14 protein-coding genes and 1 pseudogene are annotated in these 15,092 nt (G+C 72.8%); 8 read left to right on the top strand and 7 right to left on the bottom strand.

What is annotated here, in order from left to right; genetic code table 11:
* Positions 1–51: 51 nt before the first annotated feature.
* The 4 genes and pseudogenes from ABZT12_RS10130 to argH form a co-directional block, all read right to left on the bottom strand.
* Entirely contained in the window at positions 52–1,575 is a 1,524-nt protein-coding gene (locus ABZT12_RS10130) for an MFS transporter (protein WP_356380376.1), read from the bottom strand.
* Positions 1,572–2,123 carry a helix-turn-helix domain-containing protein gene (locus tag ABZT12_RS10125; RefSeq protein WP_356380372.1) on the bottom strand — a complete coding sequence of 184 codons (552 nt, stop codon included), beginning with the start codon at positions 2,121–2,123 and terminating at the stop codon, positions 1,572–1,574. The genes ABZT12_RS10130 and ABZT12_RS10125 overlap by 4 nt, the downstream gene beginning before the upstream one ends.
* A 90-nt stretch (positions 2,124–2,213) precedes the next feature.
* Positions 2,214–3,186, bottom strand: a pseudogene (locus ABZT12_RS10120) (aldo/keto reductase).
* A gap of 76 nt (positions 3,187–3,262) precedes the next feature.
* A complete protein-coding gene (gene argH, locus ABZT12_RS10115) occupies positions 3,263–4,696 on the bottom strand; it encodes an argininosuccinate lyase (RefSeq protein ID WP_356380369.1) in 1,434 nt (477 codons plus the stop codon).
* A 208-nt stretch (positions 4,697–4,904) separates the two neighbouring features.
* Between argH and ABZT12_RS10110 the strand changes: the two genes are divergently transcribed.
* The 3 genes from ABZT12_RS10110 (at position 4,905) to ABZT12_RS10100 (ending at position 7,117) form a co-directional block, all read left to right on the top strand.
* Positions 4,905–5,750, top strand: a complete 846-nt coding sequence (locus tag ABZT12_RS10110; RefSeq protein ID WP_356380366.1) for a hypothetical protein — start codon at positions 4,905–4,907, stop codon at positions 5,748–5,750.
* A 77-nt stretch (positions 5,751–5,827) separates the two neighbouring features.
* Entirely contained in the window at positions 5,828–6,415 is a 588-nt protein-coding gene (locus ABZT12_RS10105; protein WP_356380363.1) for a pyridoxamine 5'-phosphate oxidase family protein, read from the top strand.
* 3 nt (positions 6,416–6,418) lie between these two features.
* Positions 6,419–7,117 carry a L,D-transpeptidase family protein gene (locus tag ABZT12_RS10100; RefSeq protein WP_356380360.1) on the top strand — a complete coding sequence of 233 codons (699 nt, stop codon included), beginning with the start codon at positions 6,419–6,421 and terminating at the stop codon, positions 7,115–7,117.
* Here the strand turns inward: ABZT12_RS10100 and ABZT12_RS10095 are convergent.
* Complete coding sequence (locus ABZT12_RS10095; RefSeq protein ID WP_356380850.1) at positions 7,104–8,567, bottom strand: HAMP domain-containing sensor histidine kinase; 1,464 nt, start codon at positions 8,565–8,567, stop codon at positions 7,104–7,106. The genes ABZT12_RS10100 and ABZT12_RS10095 overlap by 14 nt on opposite strands.
* 29 nt (positions 8,568–8,596) lie before the next feature.
* Positions 8,597–9,337: a response regulator transcription factor gene (locus ABZT12_RS10090; protein ID WP_356380357.1), complete on the bottom strand. Its 741-nt coding sequence runs from the start codon at positions 9,335–9,337 to the stop codon at positions 8,597–8,599.
* Between the two features lie 161 nt (positions 9,338–9,498).
* On the opposite strand from ABZT12_RS10090, the gene ABZT12_RS10085 reads away from it, so the two are divergent.
* The 5 genes from ABZT12_RS10085 (at position 9,499) to ABZT12_RS10065 (ending at position 14,471) form a co-directional block, all read left to right on the top strand.
* On the top strand, positions 9,499–10,851 hold the full coding sequence (locus ABZT12_RS10085) for a ferric reductase-like transmembrane domain-containing protein (RefSeq protein ID WP_356380354.1): 1,353 nt from the start codon (positions 9,499–9,501) through the stop codon (positions 10,849–10,851).
* Positions 10,852–10,858: 7 nt separating this feature from the next.
* A complete protein-coding gene (locus ABZT12_RS10080; protein WP_356380352.1) occupies positions 10,859–11,368 on the top strand; it encodes an FMN-binding protein in 510 nt (169 codons plus the stop codon).
* A gap of 74 nt (positions 11,369–11,442) precedes the next feature.
* Positions 11,443–12,825 carry a ferredoxin reductase family protein gene (locus tag ABZT12_RS10075; protein WP_356380349.1) on the top strand — a complete coding sequence of 461 codons (1,383 nt, stop codon included), beginning with the start codon at positions 11,443–11,445 and terminating at the stop codon, positions 12,823–12,825.
* A gap of 19 nt (positions 12,826–12,844) precedes the next feature.
* Positions 12,845–13,678 carry an FMN-binding protein gene (locus ABZT12_RS10070; protein WP_356380346.1) on the top strand — a complete coding sequence of 278 codons (834 nt, stop codon included), beginning with the start codon at positions 12,845–12,847 and terminating at the stop codon, positions 13,676–13,678.
* 4 nt (positions 13,679–13,682) lie between these two features.
* On the top strand, positions 13,683–14,471 hold the full coding sequence (locus ABZT12_RS10065) for an FAD:protein FMN transferase (protein ID WP_356380847.1): 789 nt from the start codon (positions 13,683–13,685) through the stop codon (positions 14,469–14,471).
* A gap of 66 nt (positions 14,472–14,537) precedes the next feature.
* On the opposite strand, the gene ABZT12_RS10060 is transcribed toward ABZT12_RS10065, so the two are convergent.
* Complete coding sequence (locus ABZT12_RS10060) at positions 14,538–15,077, bottom strand: arginine repressor (protein WP_356380342.1); 540 nt, start codon at positions 15,075–15,077, stop codon at positions 14,538–14,540.
* Positions 15,078–15,092 lie beyond the last annotated feature (15 nt).

Below are 15,092 nucleotides of genomic sequence, written 5' to 3'. Positions count from 1 at the left end.
TCACCGGCCCGGCCGCGGACGCGTTCGCCCGCGTCCGTGCCGCGCGCTCGCCTACCCGGCGTCTGCCAGTTCCTGGCCCTTGAGCAGGAACCAGGCCGCCAGCGCCGTCGCCAGCAGCACCGCCGCTCCCGCGCCCGCCGCCAGGGTGAGGCCGTGGACGAAGGCGTCTCGCGCCGAGGTCAGCAGGGCGTCGGCGGTGCGGGGCGGGAGGCCCGCCGCCGCCTCCACCGCGCCGCCCAGGGACTCGTGGGCGCCGGACGGGGTGCCCGCCGGAGCGGCGAAGCCCCGGTAGACGCCCGTCACGATCGACCCCAGCAGGGCGATGCCGAGGGCCGCCCCGAGTTCGTAGGCCGTCTCCGAGACCGCCGAGGCCGCGCCCGCCTGGTCGCGGGGGACGCTGGAGAGGATCACGTCGGCGGTCACCGTGAACGAGAAGCCCGCGCCGACGCCGACGACGAGCAGGGCCGCGCCGAGCAGCGGGTAGCCGGTGGACCGGGTGAGCAGGGTGAGGACGGCCAGGGCGACGCCCACGGCCGCGAGGCCGCCGGAGACCACCGCCCGGACCGAGTAGCGGCGGGCCGTCGCACCCGCGACCAGACCGGCGGCCACCGCGCCGACGGCGGCGGGCAGTTCGGCCAGCCCCGCCTCGAACGGGCGCCTGCCCTGGACGAGTTGCAGGTACTGGGAGAGGAAGAAGACCAGCCCGGAGAGGCCGAGGACGGTCAGCAGGTCGGCGAGGACCGCCCCGCTGAAACCCCGGTCGCGGAAGAGCCGCATGTCCAACAGCGGCACGGGCATGGTCAGTTGGCGGCGGACGAAGCCGTACAGCGCTCCGGTGCCGAGCAGCGCCGCGGCGCCGGTCTGCCAGGTGAGGCCGTGGGTCGCCGCCTCCTTGACGGCGTAGACGACGGCGATCACGCCGACCAGGGAGAGGACGACACTGCGCGAGTCCCAGGGGCCCGGGTGGGGGTTCTTGGACTCGGGGAGCATCCTGCTGCCGACCAGCACCAGGACCACCATCACCGGCAGGTTGATCAGGAAGACCGAGCCCCACCAGAAGTGTCCGAGCAGGAAACCGCCCGCCACCGGACCGACCGCCGTGCCGGCGGAGGCGGTCGCGCCCCAGATGCCGACGGCCAGGCTCCGTTCGCGCGGGTCGTGGAAGAGGTTGCGGATCAGGGCGAGGGTGGCGGGCATCAGGGTCGCGCCCGCGACGCCGAGCAGCGCCCGCGCCAGGATGAGCAACTCCGGTGTGAACGCGTAGGCGTTGAGGAGCGATATCGCGCCGAAGGCCGTGGCGCCGACGAGCAGGATCCGCTTGCGGCCGATGCGGTCGCCGAGGCTGCCCATGGAGACGAGCAGACCGGCGATGACGAAGGAGTAGACGTCACCGATCCACAGGAGCTGGGTGCCGGTGGGGTTCAGGTCCTCGCTGATGTAGGGGGTCGCCAGGCCGAGGACGGTCGCGTCGACGGCCACCAGCAGCACGGCGAGCACGAGGACGCAGAGCGCGAGCCAACGGCCCGGGCGCCTCTCCGTCTCCGGCACGCTCACCGGCCGCAGGGTGCTGGTCATGATTCCTCTCTCCGGGTCGCACCGCCGAGCAGCAGCTCGACGATCATGTGGGTGAAGTCGTTGGCGGCGACGCGTCCTTCCGTCACGGCCCAGGCGCCGGAGGCCAGCAGCCCGTACAGGGCCTCGGTGAGCCAGACGGGGGTGAGGTCGATACGGAACTCGCCGCTCCGCTGGCCGCGCCGGAAGAGGTCGGCGATCCGCTGGTCGATACGGGTCCAGCCCGCGTTCTGCCGCTCGCCCTCGAAGAGCTGGTTCTCGCTGTAGAGGAAGGCGAGCAGGCCGGCCGCGGGCTCGATCGCCCGTACCAGCCGCCGTACGGCGTCGCCGGCCGGGCCCTCGTCGAGGCGGGCCGCGTCGAGGGCGGCCTCGCACTCCTCGATGCCGAGCGTCTCCAGCGCCCGGACGAGCGCGTCGCGGCCGGCGAAGTGCCGGTGGAGCGTGGCCCGGCTGATGCCGGCGGCCCGGGCGACCTCGTCCATGGTGGACGTGGCCCTCCGGGTCAGCAGGGCGGCCGCACTGCGCAGCACGTGGTCACGGTCGACAGCCATGAGACAATACTAACCCACATGAGACACAGACGTCTCAGCATGGGCACACGGGTCCGAGTCGCGTCCGGCGACCGTCCCGTACCGGACGAGTCAGTGCCAGGGCAGCCGCCCGCGCCGCTCCCAGTAGGCGCGCGGTTCCTCCACGAGCGCGCCGAGGCGGGCCAAGCCGGTCCTCGTCGAGGTCGACCACTGCCGCGTGCAGATTGGAGGCGAGCTGCTCCGAGGTCGCGGCGCCGGAGAGGACCACCCCCGCCCACGGCATGCGCAGGACGAGGCCCAGCGCCACGGCGTCGGCGCCGAGGGAGAGCTCCGCGGCGACCGCCGCGAGCGCCTCCGGGGCGTAGGGCCCGGCCAGCCGCCCGTTGGCCGTGCCCTCCTTCACGATCACCGTCAGGCCCGCGTCGTGCGCCTCCGCGAGGGCCGGTCCCGCCGAGGTCTCCAGGGCGTTGTAGGTGGACTGGACGGTACGGAAGAGGGGCTCGCCGTCGACCGTCACGGCGAGGGCGGCGCGGATCGCGTCGGCCTGCGCGGGGCCGCTGGTGGAGAAGCCGACGGTGACGCCCGCCGCCGCGGCCTCGGCGAGCCGCGCGTGCAGTTCCTTGTCGGTGAGGGCCGGACTGTCCGGGGTCACCGAGTGGATCTGGTAGAGGTCGAGTCGGTCGCCGAGGAGTTCGGCGGTTTCGGCGCGCTGCCGCTCGTACGTCCCGAGGCCGTGGTCCTTGACCTCGTGCCGCTCGGCGTCGGTGGTCCAGCCGGCGGTGTAGGTGTAGCCCCACTTGCTGCCGACCACGATGTCGTCGGCCTCGGGCCGGCCCTTCAGCCAGTCGGCGAGGAACTCCTCGGAGCGGCCGTAGGAACGGGCCGCGTCGAAGTAGCGCACGCCCTGGGCGTAGGCGGCGTCGAGGAGTTCGTGGGTCCGGGCGCGCATCGCCTCGACGCCCCGGCCGGCCGGGAGGTCCTGGTCGCGGCCGAGGTTGATGTACCCAGGGCGGCCGACGGCGGCCAGGCCGAGACCGAGACGGGCGGTGGGGGTGGTGGCGCTGGCGAGGCGGGCGAAGGACATCGCGGGCTCCGTTCGGTCGGCTCCTTGACGGCGTGCGACCAACGTAACCCGCGATGACCTTGGCGCGACCGGAGGGCTACTTCCGCTGCTTCGCGGTCGCCCACGCGTGCTGTGCGGCCACGTCCGTCCGCACCTCGGCGAGCTGGACGGCGACCGCGCTCGGCGCCGTACCGCCGCGGCTGTCGCGGGAGGCGAGGGCGCCGGGGACGTTGAGGACACCGCGCACCTCGGGGGTGAGGTGGGCGGAGATCTTCGCGAACTGCTCGTCGGTGAGGCCGTCCAGCTCGACGCCCTCGGCCTCGGCCACCTTCACGCACTCACCGGCGACCTCGTGCGCCACCCGGAACGGCACGCCCTGCCGGACCAGCCACTCGGCGATGTCGGTGGCGAGCGAGAAGCCGGCCGGGGCCAGCTCCTCCATGCGCTCGCGGTGGACGGTGAGGGTCGCCATCATGCCGGTGAACGCGGGCAGCAGGACCTCCAGCTGGTCGCAGGAGTCGAAGACCGGCTCCTTGTCCTCCTGGAGGTCGCGGTTGTACGCGAGCGGAAGCGCCTTGAGGGTGGCCATCAGGCCCGTCAGGTTGCCGATCAGCCGGCCGGACTTGCCGCGCGCCAGCTCCGCGATGTCCGGGTTCTTCTTCTGCGGCATGATCGAGGAGCCGGTGGAGAACGCGTCGTGCAGGGTGACGAAGGAGAACTCCTTCGTGTTCCAGAGGATGATCTCCTCGGCGATCCGGGAGAGGTTGACGCCGATCATCGCGGTGATGAAGGCGAACTCCGCGACGAAGTCACGCGAGGCCGTGCCGTCGATGGAGTTGGCCACCGACCCGTGCTCGAAGCCGAGGTCCTTGGCCACCGACTCGGGGTCGAGACCGAGCGAGGACCCCGCCAGCGCGCCCGAGCCGTACGGCGAGACGGCGGTCCGCTCGTCCCACTGACGCAGCCGCTCCGCGTCCCGCGAGAGGGACTGCGCGTGGGCGAGGACGTGGTGGGCGAAGAGCACCGGCTGGGCGTGCTGGAGGTGCGTACGGCCGGGCATCGCCACGTCCGGGTGCGCATCCGCGAGGCCGATCAGCGCGTCCTGGAGGTCGGCGATCAGGCCGCCGATGATCCGGGCGTGGTCGCGCAGATACATCCGGAAGAGGGTGGCGACCTGGTCGTTGCGGGACCGGCCGGCGCGCAGCTTGCCGCCGAGGTCCGCGCCGAGCCGCTCCAACAACCCGCGCTCCAGGGCCGTATGGACGTCCTCGTCGGCGATCGTGCCCACGAAGGAGCCGTCGGCGACGTCCGCCTCCAGCCGGTCCAGACCGGCGAGCATCCGGGTCAGCTCGTCGTCGTCGAGGAGGTGCGCCTTGTGCAGCACGCGCGCGTGGGCGCGGGAGCCGGCGATGTCGTAGGGCGCGAGCCGCCAGTCGAAGTGGACTGAGGCGGAGAGCTTGGCCAGGGCCTCGGAGGGGCCGTCGGCGAAGCGCCCGCCCCAGAGCCGTACGTCACCGCTGTTGCTGCTCACTTGCGCTGCTCCTCAAGGCTGGGGACGGGCCGCCGTGGTGCGTCCTGCGGCATGCATGATTATGCAGAGCTCTGCATGTTTCGTCAATCTCGCCGACTCTTGAACGACCGCAACCGCTTACCCGTATCTCTCGCCGAACGCAGGCGCCGCGTTTCGCACAGCAGTCACACCTGTCGCCCGTCCCACCTGACCCGAGTGAGGCATCCGCATGTCCAGGGCTCTCCCCAAGTACAACAAGCGTCGCGTCGTGTTGATCGGCGGTGCCGCCGCCGTGGTGCTCTCCGGCGCGGTGATCGCCGGGTCCGCGCTCGCCGGGACACCCGACAAGGGCACCACGCAGAGCGCCCGGACGCTGGCCGACCCCGGGACCATCTCCTGCCCCGACGTGAAGTCGCAGCTCCCCGCGGTCCCCGCCACCGCCCAGGCCGAGGTCGACCGCAACCTCACCCTCCTCGACACCCAGATCACCGAAGCCAACCAGCGGCTCGTCGACACCGTCGGCCAGGGCGGAGCCAACTTCGTCCAGAACGCCATCCTCGGCCCCCTCAAGGACAAGCGCGTCTCCACCATCGACCGCATCGCCATCGCCATCGGCCGCCAGGGCACCAAGCCCCAGGGCCTCGACGCACTGGCCGCCTGCACGCTGAACGCGGCCGGAACGACGAACACGGGCGGCACGGCCACCGGCGGCACCGCCACCGCGGCCCCGAGCGCCACGGCGGCGGCCACCCAGGCGGCGGGCGGCACGGCCGCCACCGCGGCCGGGACCATCTCCTGCCCCGACGTGAAGTCGCAGCTCCCCGCGGTCCCCGCCACCGCCCAGGCCGAGGTCGACCGCAACCTCACCCTCCTCGACACCCAGATCACCGAAGCCAACCAGCGGCTCGTCGACACCGTCGGCCAGGGCGGAGCCAACTTCGTCCAGAACGCCATCCTCGGCCCCCTCAAGGACAAGCGCGTCTCCACCATCGACCGCATCGCCATCGCCATCGGCCGCCAGGGCACCAAACCCCAGGGCCTCGACGCACTGGCCGCCTGCACGCTCACCAAGTGACGTGACAGGCAGCTGTGGCCGCCCCGATGAACGCCGGCCGGGGCGGCCACAGCGGATGTCGTCGATAATCCCCGGACATGGGAAAGACTTATGAGCGCATAGACGGCAGGCTCCGTACGTTCATCGAGAGTCAGCCGGTCTTCTTCACCGCGACCGCCCCCCTCGCCGGGGACGGCACCGTCAACCTCTCCCCCAAGGGCCTCAAGGGATCGTTCGCCGTGCTCGACGAGACGACCGTGGCCTACCTGGACTTCGCCGGATCCAACGCCGAGACCATCGCCCACCTGCGGGAGAACGGCCGGATCACCCTGATGTGGTGCGCCTTCCAGGGACCGCCCAGCATCGTGCGGGTGCACGGCCGCGGCGAGCCGGTGTTCCGGGACGATCCACGCTTCCCCGCCCTCCTCGCCCGCTTCCCGGACATCGACCCGGCGCGGCACGGGCTGCGCGCGATCGTCGTCGTCCGGGCCGAACTCGTCCGGGACACCTGCGGTTACGCGGTGCCCTTCATGACGTACGACGAGGACCGCGATCTGCACGCGCGGCGGTTCGAGCGGGAGGACGACGCGTCCCTGAGCGACTACTTCCGGGGGAAGGAGCATGTGGCGAGCAGCCTGGACGGCCTACCCGGGCTGCCGCTCCCGCTGCCGCCTTCTACCGTCTGAGCCATGCGCCCCGGTGTCGTCGCCCTCGTCTCCGCCTGCCTCCTCGTGGCCGGCGCCGCGCCCGGCGACGGCGGGCCCCCGGCGCCCGCGCGCCTGGCCGACACCGGGGGCGGCGACCAGCTGCTCCTCGCCGAGGCGGCCCGTCCCGCCGCCACCTCGGGGACGCTGAGCTGGTGGGAGCGGCGGAACGGGACGTGGGTGCGGGCCGGTTCCGCCCCGGCTCGGTTCGGGGCGCGCGGCCTCGTCGAGGGGAGCGCGCGCCGGCAGGGCACCGACACCACCCCCACTGGGCTCTACGACCTGCCGTACGCCTTCGGCAGCGAGCCGGCGCCGCCCGGGACGATGGTCAAGTACCGCCGGGTGACGCCGAGTTCATGGTGGTGCGAGGACACCCGGTCGCGGTCCTACAACCGGTGGAGCGAGCCGCTGGCCGGGGACTGCCGTGCCGCCGAGTCCGAGCGGCTGCTCGACTACGGGACGCGGTACGCGTACGGGTTCGTCATCGGCTTCAACTACCACCGGCCGGTGCGCGGACGCGGCGCCGGGATCTTCCTGCACGTCAACGGGCTTGGCGCGACGGCCGGTTGTGTGTCCGTGCCGGCGGCGGCGATGCGGGCGCTGCTGGCGTGGGCCGATCCGGCCCGGGCGCCGCACATCGCCATCGGCACGGCGGGCGGGGCGACGGCGCTCACCCGGTACTGAGCCGCACCGTGAACGTCGTCGATCCCGGACGGCTCTCCAGCTGCACGCCGCCGCCGTGCGCCTCCGTCACCGCGGCCACGATCGACAGGCCGAGACCGGCTCCGCCGCCCGTCCCCTCCGCGCGGCGGCGGTCCGCCCGGGTGAAGCGTTCGAAGACTCCGGGCCGTACGTCCGCGGGGACGCCGGGGCCGTCGTCGTGGACCTTCAGCTCGACCGTCGTACCGTCGGTCTCCAGCGAGACCGTCACCTTCGTGCCCACGGGTGTGTGCGAACGCGCGTTGGCCAACAAGTTGGCCAACACCTGTTGCAGACGGTGCGCGTCGCCCGTCACCGTCACCGGCTCCTCGGGGAGTTCGAGAGCCCAGCGGTGCCCGGGCCCCACCGCCCGCGCGTCGGTGACCGCGTCGAGGACCAGGCGGGTGAGGTCGACGGGCAGGCTCTCCAGCGGGCGGCCCGCGTCCAGCCGGGCGAGCAGCAGCATCTCGTCGACCATCACGCCCATGCGCGCGGACTCCGCCTCGATCCGCTCCAGCGCCCGGGTCACCTTGGGCGGCACGGGGTCGGGGTGGAGCAGCGCCAGTTCGGCATGGCCGCGGATCGACGCCACCGGGGTGCGCAGCTCGTGGCTGGCGTCGGCGGCGAAGCTGCGCAGCCGCTCCTCGCTGGCGTGCCGCTTGGTGAGCGCGTCCTCGACATGGCCGAGCATCCGGTTGAAGGCGCCGGCGACCTGGCCCACCTCGCTGCGCGGGTCGGACTCCGGCGCCCGTGGCGGCAGGGCCACCTCGCCGCTGGCGAGCGGGAGTTCACTGACCCGGGTGGCGGTGGCGGCGACCCGGCTCAACGGCCGCAGCGACCAGCGCACCCAGAGCGCGCCCACCACCCCGGCGATCGCGAGGGCCACGCCGAAGACCACTCCCGCCACCAGTTCCAGGCGGTGCATGACGGCCTCCACCGGTTCCATCGGCAGGCCGGTGATGAGGACGTCGCCGTCCAGTCCCCGGGCGGCGAGCACCCGGTACGTGCGCAGGGTGGAGAGGTGGACGGTGTGGGCCCGGCCGTCGACCGGGACCGCCGCGAGTTCCGCCTTGTCGTGGCCGGTGAGGTCGACGTCCAGATCGGTCGCGGCGGTGTCGGTGTCGGCGGGCACGACCCCCGTGTTGGTCACCGTGCCGCCGACCAGCCGGGCGCCGAACGTTCCGGCCGCCTGCCGCCGGGTGTCGCCGTGCACGTTGTCGCTGTCGTGGTCGTTCGGAAGCTTCCCGCCGTGCTCCAGGCTGGCCGGGAACCGGGTGCCCACGTCGGTCAGCTGCTGGTCGATCCGCCCGGTGAGGAAGCCGGCCACCTCGACCACGGCGGCCACGCCGACGGCCGCGCAGCTCACCGCGAGCAGGACGACCAGCCCCGCGGTCAGCCGGGCCCGCAGGGTGTGCGCCCTGGGCACCCTCCTCAGCAGGCGCCGGGCTCCGCGCAGCGCCGCCCTCACCGGACGGCCGGCTTGAGCACGTAACCGGCGCCGCGCATGGTGTGGATCATGGGTGCCCGGCCCGCGTCCACCTTTTTGCGCAGATACGAGATGTACAGCTCGACGACGTGGGCCTGCCCGCCGAAGTCGTAGGACCAGACGCGGTCGAGGATCTGTGCCTTGCTGAGCACCCGGCGGGGGTTGCGCATGAGGAAGCGGAGCAGTTCGAACTCGGTCGGCGACAGCTCGATCAGTTCGCCGGCCCGGGTGACCTCGCGGGACTCCTCGTCCATCACCAGGTCCCCGACGGTCATCCGGGGCCCCTCCTCCAGCTGGCGGGCCATGCCCGCGCGGCGCAGCAGCCCGCGCAGCCGGGCGACCACCTCCTCCAGGCTGAAGGGCTTGGTGACGTAGTCGTCGCCGCCCGCGGTGATGCCGGCGATCCGGTCCTCCACGGTGTCGCGCGCGGTGAGGAAGAGCACGCACACGTCGGGCTTCACCTCGTGCAGGGAGCGCAGGACGGTGAGGCCGTCGGTGTCCGGGAGCATCACGTCCAGGACGACGGCGTCGGGCAGCAGCTCGCGCGCGCCGGTGACCGCGGCGGCTCCGTCGCCGGCCGTGCGCACCTCCCAGCCCTCGTAGCGGAGGGCTCCGGAGAGCACCTCGGCCAGATCGGGGTCGTCGTCGACGACGAGGACGCGCAGCGGGGTGCCGTCGGGGCGGGCGAGGGCCGGTCGGCCGGAGCGGGTCGTGTTCATCTCGCCTACCAGCATCACCCCCGGTCACGCCGACGGGCACACCGGGCCGCTCTGAGTCTCCTCTGAGTTCGCTGTGAAGGGGCCGCCGGGGCGTCCGCTCAGAGGTCCCTGAGAGGTTCCGCCCGCACAGTTGCGTACAGGACGACCGAAAGGACGCGTTGATGACCACCGTGTACGAGCGGCGGACGGCACCGCCCGTACCGCTGACCGCCCGGCGCTCGCCGGCGGGCCCGGTACTGGCGCTGCTGTGGGCGGGCGCGGCGGCCATGGTCGCCCTGTGGTGGACGGACACCGGTTCGGTGGTCGGCGCGGCCGGCTGGCTGACCGGCGCCGGACGGATCGCCGGACTGCTCTGCGGGTACGCCTGCGCCGTCCTGGTGGGTCTGATGGCGCGGGTGCCGCTGCTGGAGCGCCGGATCGGCTCGGACCGGGTGGCGCGCTGGCACGCGATGGCCGGCCGCTACACGGTCTGCCTGCTGGTGGCGCACATCGTCCTCATCCTCCTCGGGTACGCCGCCCAGGACCGCGCCTCGATCGTGCACGAGACGGTCACGGTGGTCCTGGACTACCCGGACATGCTCAAGGCGGCCTTCGGCACCCTGATCCTCTTCGCGGTCGGCGTCACCTCGGCCCGCGTCGCGCGCCGCAGGCTCGGCTACGAGTTCTGGTACTACGTCCACCTGCTCACCTACGTCGCCGTCTTCCTCGCCTTCTTCCACCAGCTGACGCTGGGCAACGAGTTCAACGGCCACGCGGGAGCCACCGCCGCCTGGTACGCGCTGTACCTCGGTGTCGCCGCCCTGGTCCTCTGGTACCGGATCCTCGCCCCGGTGCGGTTCAACCTGCGCCACCGGCTGCGGGTCGACTCCGTGCACAGGGAGGCGCCGGGCGTGTACTCCGTCGTCGTCCGCGGGCGCCGGCTCGACGAGATGGGCGCGGAGGCCGGGCAGTTCTTCCGCTGGCGGTTCTTCGGCGAGGGCCTGGGCTGGACCTCGACGCCGTACTCCCTGTCGGCGCCGCCCCGTCCGGAGCGGGTGCGGATCACCGTCAAGGCGCTCGGTGACCACAGCGCGGGCGTGGCCCTGCTGCGGCCGGGCACCCGGGTGTGGGCCGAGGGCCCGTACGGGGCGCTCACCGCCGACCGGCGCACCTCGTCCAAGTCGCTGCTGATCGCGGGCGGGGTCGGCATCACCCCGCTGCGGGCGCTCTTCGAGACGCTGCCCGGCCAGGTGACGCTGCTCTACCGGGCGCGTACGGCCGAAGACCTGGCGCTGGGCGCCGAGTTGGAGGCGATAGCGCAGTGGCGCGGGGGGAAGGTGCTGTACGCGCTGAACGGGCCGCGGGGTGAGCGGCCGAGGCTGACCGCCGCCTCCCTGCGCGAGGCGGTCCCCGATCTCTCCGGCCACGACGTGTACCTCTGTGGTCCGCACGCGTTCGCCCAGGATCTCTACGAGCAGTTGCGCGCGGCCGGTGTGCCGGACCGCCGTATCCACCACGAGTCGTTCGAGCTGTGAGGCCGCCGTGCACCCTCTGAAGAAGAACCGTCCGCTGCGCCGCGTCGTGCTGGCGAGCGCGGCCACCGCCTCCGGCCTGGTGATGCTGCTCTCGCTGAAGCCGCACACCGCCCCCGAGATCGCGGCGGCCCCGGCGCCCGCGCCGTCCAGCAGTGCGAGCGCGTCCAACGGCTCGGGTGGTTCCGGCAGTTCGAGCGGTTCGAGCGGTTCGAGCGGTTCGAGCGGCAAGGCCACCACCGGCACCAAGACCGTCACCGGCAGTACCGCGCAGACCCGTTGGGGCCCCGTCCAGGTGCGGATCACCGTGCAGAACGGCAAGGTCACCGATGTCACGGCGGTCCAGTCCCCGTCGGACAATCCGCGCGACCAGGAGATCAACTCCTATGCCCTGCCCGAGTTGCGGAGCGAGGCGCTCGCCGCGCAGAGCGCGAACATCGACACCGTGTCGGGCGCCACCTACACAAGTGACGGATACCGCACCTCACTTCAGTCCGCACTCGACTCCGCGAATCTCTGAACGCACGGGCGCGACGGCACGTACTTCAGGGCCAAGGGACCAGCCACCCCCCTTGCCCCGTCCACGGAGGAACCGTGACCACCACGCTCGCAGGCGGACGTGCCGCCCGCCGCCAGACGATGCGCCGCATCCGCCCGCGCCGCTCCCCAGCGACCCTGCTGCTGCTCGCCGTCTGGGCGGGCGCGGCGGGGGTGCTGTGGCTGTGGTGGACCAACACCCCGTCCATCGCCGACACCAACGGCAAGATCCTCAACGCGGGCCGGATCACCGGCCTGCTCGCCGGCTATCTGATGGCGCTCGTGGTGCTCCAGATGGCCCGGGTGCCCGCCCTGGAACGCCGGGTGGGCTCGGACCGGGTCGCCCGCTGGCACGCGATGAGCGGCCGGTACACCCTCTGCCTGGTCTTCGCCCACGTCTTCCTCATCATGTGGGGCTACGCCCTCCAGGCGGGCAAGTCGCTCGGCGACATCGTCCAGCAGACCATCGACTCCATCAACCAGCTGCCCGACATGGGCAAGGCCGCCATCGGCACCGGCCTGCTGGTGCTGATCGGGCTCTCCTCGATCGGCGGCGTCCGCCGCAGGCTGCCGTACGACACCTGGTACCACGTGCACCTGTTCACGTACGCGTCGGTCTTCCTGACCTTCTGGCACCAGCTCACCACGGGCAACGACTTCGCCCTGACGCCGGTCGCCAAGACCGTCTGGTACGCGCTGTACGGCTCGGTCACCGCGCTGGTGGTCTGGTACCGGATCCTCACCCCGATCCGGCTCAACCTGCGCCACCGGATGCGGGTCGAGGCGGTCATCGAGGAGACGCCCGGCATCGTGTCGGTGCTGATCAGCGGCCGGAAGCTGCACCGGATGGGCGCGGAGGCCGGGCAGTTCTTCCGGTGGCGGTTCCTGGCGCCCGGCATGCGCTACAGCTCCCACCCGTACTCCCTGTCGGCGGCGCCCCGCCCGGACATGCTGCGGATCACGGTCAAGGCGATCGGCGACCACAGCGCCCGGCTGCGCGAACTGCGCCCCGGCACCCGGGTCTGGGCCGAGGGCCCGTACGGCGCCCTCACCGCCTCCCGGCGCAGCCGCGGCAAGGTGCTGCTGGTGGCCGGCGGGGTCGGTATCACGCCGATGCGGGCGCTGTTCGAGACGCTGCCCGGCGCGGCCGGGGACATCACCCTGCTCTACCGGGCCAACAGCACCCAGGACCTCGCGCTCTGGGACGAGCTGGCGAAGATCGCCGACGAGCGCGGCGCCCGGCTCATGTACGCGGTCAACAGCCCCGACGGGGAACGCCCCGACATCTCGGCGGAGTCACTGCGCCGGAAGATGCCCGACATCGACGACCATGACGTCTTCATGTGCGGGCCGCCCGGCTTCGCGCAGTCGGTCTACGAAGCACTGCGCGGCGCGGGGGTTCCCGCCCGCCGCATCCATCACGAGTCGTTCGAGATGTGAGCGACGGGAGCCAGGAGCGATGAAGAAGAGCCACCCCATCCGGCGTGTCGTGCTCGCCAGCGCCGCCACCGTGTCCGGGATCGTGCTGCTGCTCTCCCTGAAGCCGGCGTCGGACCCCACCTCCGCGTCCGCCCAGGGAGCGGCGGCCCAGGGGGCCGCCGCCGCGCAGGAGTCGCCGCAGGGCGGCACCGCGGGCGCGGGTGCCTCGACGGTGACCGGCGCCGTGGCCCAGACCCAGTACGGGGCCGTCCAGGTACGCCTCACGGTGAGCGGCGGGAAGATCACCAAGGCGGAGGCGGTGCAGGCCCCCAAGGGCGGCACCAGCGACCAGAAGACCGCCCTGTCGGTGCCCAAGCTGAACCAGGAGGCGGTCGCCGCGCAGAGCGCGCAGATCGACTCGGTGTCGGGCGCCACCTACACCAGCGGCGGCTACAAGCAGTCCCTCCAGTCCGCGCTGGACAAGGTGAAGACGGCTGCCGGGAGCGGCGGCGCGGCGGCCTCGCCGTCGCCGAGCGCGAGCGGTGCGCAAAGTGGCAGCGGCTCCGGTACCGGTACCGGTTCCGGCTCCACGGCCGCCCAGGCGAAGACCGTCACCGGTGCGGTCGCGCAGACCGAGTACGGACCGGTCCAGGTGCGGATCACCGTCACCGACGGGAAGATCACCAAGGCCGAGGCGGTGCAGGCCCCGAAGGGCGGCACCAGCGACCAGAAGACCGCCCTGTCGGTGCCCAAGCTCAACCAGGAGGCCGTGGCCGCCGGCAGCGCGAAGATCGACTCGGTGTCGGGCGCCACCTACACCAGCGGCGGCTACAAGCAGTCCCTCCAGTCCGCGCTGGACCAGGCCGGTGGCTGACACGATGACCGGGTCCGCGGAGGCGCCGGCCGCGGTGCGGCACGCCGAGGAGGTCATGGGGACCGTTTTCTCCTTCGACATCCGCGGCGGGCAACCCGAGCCCGTCCAGGCCGCGTTGGAGCAGGCGGTCGCCCAACTCCACCGCGTGGACGAGGTGTTCAGCACCTACCGCGAGGACAGCCAGCTCTCCCGGCTCGCCCGGGACGAGCTGACCGTGCGCGAGTGCGACCCCGAGATCGCCGAGGTGCTCGAACTCGCCGCCGAGGCCGAGCGGTTGAGCGAGGGCTGGTTCAGCACGCGGTACCGGGGACCGCTCGACCCGACCGGCATCGTGAAGGGCTGGGCCGCCGAACGGGCGGCCCGGATGATCGCGGCGGCCGGGGTGCGCGGGGTCAGCGTGAACGGCGGCGGTGACGTCCAGATGCTCGGGACGCCCGGACCGCACCGCCCCTGGCGGGTCGGGGTCTCCGATCCGCTGCGCCCGGGCGGTCTCGCGGCGGTGATCTCGACCGCCGGCGCAGACGAGCTGGCCGTGGCCACCTCCGGTACGGCGGAGCGCGGCGCGCACATCGTGGACCCCCGCACGGGCAGGTCGGCGGTGACCGACCTGGTCGCGGTGACGGTGGTCGCGCCCCGGCTGACCTGGGCGGACTGCTGGGCCACGGCCGCGTTCGCGATGGGCGCGCGGGAGGGGCTCCGGTGGCTGGAGTCGCTGCCGGACGTCGAGGCGCTGCTCATCACGGCCGGCGACGAGGTCCGCTGCACCGGAGGGCTGGCGGCCCGGCTGGGCTGAGACTCCCCCATGCGAGTCGGGGGTGCACCGGGAAACTCCGGTGCACCCCCGACTCGTCGGCGCGGGTCAGTGGTGGTTCTGTGCCAGCCGCAGCAGATGGTCGGCCAGCGCCTGGCCGCCGGTCGGGTTCCGGCTGATCAGCAGCAGGGTGTCGTCGCCGGCGATGGTGCCGAGGATGTCCTGGAGCTCCGCCTGGTCGATCGCCGAGGCGAGGAACTGCGCGGCGCCCGGAGGGGTGCGCAGGACCACCAGGTTGGCGGAGGCCTCCGCGGAGATCAGCAGCTCCGCCGAGAGCCGCCGCATCCGCTCCTCCTTCGCCGACTCCCCCAGCGGGGCGCGCGGGGTGCGGAAGCCGCCCTCGCTCGGTACCGCGTAGATGAGGTCGCCGTCGTTGTTGCGGATCTTCACCGCGTTCAGCTCGTCGAGGTCGCGGGAGAGCGTCGCCTGGGTGACGCTGAGCCCGTCGTCAGCCAGCAGCTTCGCCAACTGGCTCTGCGAGCGCACCGGTTGGCGGTTGAGGATGTCCACGATCCGGCGGTGGCGGGCGGTGCGGGTCTGCGGCACGGCCGGTCCCGCGACGTGCTCGTGCTCCTGCGCCTGACTCATCGTCGTCTCATTCCC

The organism is Streptomyces sp. NPDC005423 (assembly GCF_040606415.1).
GTDB lineage: Bacteria > Actinomycetota > Actinomycetes > Streptomycetales > Streptomycetaceae > Streptomyces.
Note: the sequence above shows the minus strand (reverse complement) of the source record. Positions and strands in the feature narration are given on the sequence as shown.

What these genes read in the sequence shown, in the direction of transcription:
- ABZT12_RS10100 (WP_356380360.1), top strand. Translation starts at nt 6,419, where the DNA reads ATGCGCCCCGGTGTCGTCGCCCTCGTCTCCGCCTGCCTCCTCGTGGCC.
- ABZT12_RS10060 (WP_356380342.1), bottom strand. Translation starts at nt 15,077, where the DNA reads ATGAGTCAGGCGCAGGAGCACGAGCACGTCGCGGGACCGGCCGTGCCG.
- ABZT12_RS10070 (WP_356380346.1), top strand. Translation starts at nt 12,845, where the DNA reads ATGAAGAAGAGCCACCCCATCCGGCGTGTCGTGCTCGCCAGCGCCGCC.
- ABZT12_RS10105 (WP_356380363.1), top strand. Translation starts at nt 5,828, where the DNA reads ATGGGAAAGACTTATGAGCGCATAGACGGCAGGCTCCGTACGTTCATC.
- ABZT12_RS10090 (WP_356380357.1), bottom strand. Translation starts at nt 9,337, where the DNA reads ATGAACACGACCCGCTCCGGCCGACCGGCCCTCGCCCGCCCCGACGGC.
- ABZT12_RS10110 (WP_356380366.1), top strand. Translation starts at nt 4,905, where the DNA reads ATGTCCAGGGCTCTCCCCAAGTACAACAAGCGTCGCGTCGTGTTGATC.
- ABZT12_RS10130 (WP_356380376.1), bottom strand. Translation starts at nt 1,575, where the DNA reads ATGACCAGCACCCTGCGGCCGGTGAGCGTGCCGGAGACGGAGAGGCGC.
- ABZT12_RS10125 (WP_356380372.1), bottom strand. Translation starts at nt 2,123, where the DNA reads ATGGCTGTCGACCGTGACCACGTGCTGCGCAGTGCGGCCGCCCTGCTG.
- ABZT12_RS10065 (WP_356380847.1), top strand. Translation starts at nt 13,683, where the DNA reads ATGACCGGGTCCGCGGAGGCGCCGGCCGCGGTGCGGCACGCCGAGGAG.
- ABZT12_RS10085 (WP_356380354.1), top strand. Translation starts at nt 9,499, where the DNA reads ATGACCACCGTGTACGAGCGGCGGACGGCACCGCCCGTACCGCTGACC.